The organism is Pseudomonas pudica, from assembly GCF_015680405.1.
GTDB classification, from domain to species: Bacteria; Pseudomonadota; Gammaproteobacteria; order Pseudomonadales; family Pseudomonadaceae; genus Aquipseudomonas; species Aquipseudomonas pudica.
The window spans coordinates 1-990 of record NZ_JADLJS010000104.1 but is presented as its reverse complement, the minus strand read 5'-3'; the positions used below and the strand labels follow the sequence as shown (position 1 = coordinate 990).

Here is a 990-nt window from a genome sequence, read left to right as displayed (position 1 = left end):
ACCAGGCACGCCATGTACAGCGCACGCCTGACCTCAAATCGGCCTCCTGAGATAAAGCGCTTGCCCACGGACTTTCCGCTGTCGTGATTGAAGGGGGCCACACCGACCAAAGAGGCTATTTCCCGGGACTCCACGTGCCCCAGTTCCGGCAAGAGCGCTACCAGCTTGGTCGCGGTTACCATCCCGATGCCTTTGACTTCGTTCAGTTTGGCTATCCGTTCATCGTTGAGCACTGTGGCCTGCCGCTTGATCGCTTGCTCCACCAACTTTATCTGCGATGCAAAGTGCTGAAGATTGGTTTTCAGGAAATTGGCGACCATCGCTGACTGGGCCTGCTTCAGGCGCCGTCGATCGTCATCTCGCTGTTGGACTAGGCGATCACGCTGCTGAAGGAGTTCCCGTAACAGGGCCCTTTCAGGGCTTGTTTTCAGGGCTGGCTGGTCTGGAATGACCTCAGCGAAATGGGCCAGCACTGCGGCGTCGATGGCATCGGTCTTGGCCTTGATACCCAAGGAATCCGCGAACGATCTGGCTCGCTTGGGGTTCACGCGTATGACCTTGTAGCTGGCGTTCTGGAGAAAGCGCATGACATCAAGCTCGTAGCCGCCTGTAGCTTCCAGCAGGATACGCTTGATGCTGAGCCCTCGAAGGCTCTTCACCAGTTCCTCAAAGCCCGCTGGATCGTTGCGCACACTGATCCTGATGTCCTGGGGCCGCACCAGTGCATCAAGGGAAAGACTGGAAACATCGATACCCAAGAAGGAAGCCATCGCCAAAACCTCCTAGACTCAACAGTGTGAGAGAGCTTTGGCGTGGCCCACGCTTGTGGTTCGAGATTAGGTCCTCATCCAACTGTTCGGGCTCTCGCCAAAGTGGAACGGTGAATGGCAGCTTGTGCTCCCACACGTGCTCAAGGCACCTCTGGCATTCAGCTTGCCATTCACCGCTCTCACTTCAGATTCTAATCCCCTCTCAAGACACAAGCTGGCT

1 protein-coding gene is annotated in these 990 nt (G+C 56.5%); it reads right to left on the bottom strand.

The genetic code is table 11. The features are described from left to right. Positions 1 to 770 (bottom strand): IS110 family RNA-guided transposase (locus tag IRZ77_RS26675; protein WP_196174637.1); only part of this gene is annotated, 770 nt, incomplete at its 3' end. Between the last annotated feature and the right edge of the window lie 220 nt (positions 771 to 990).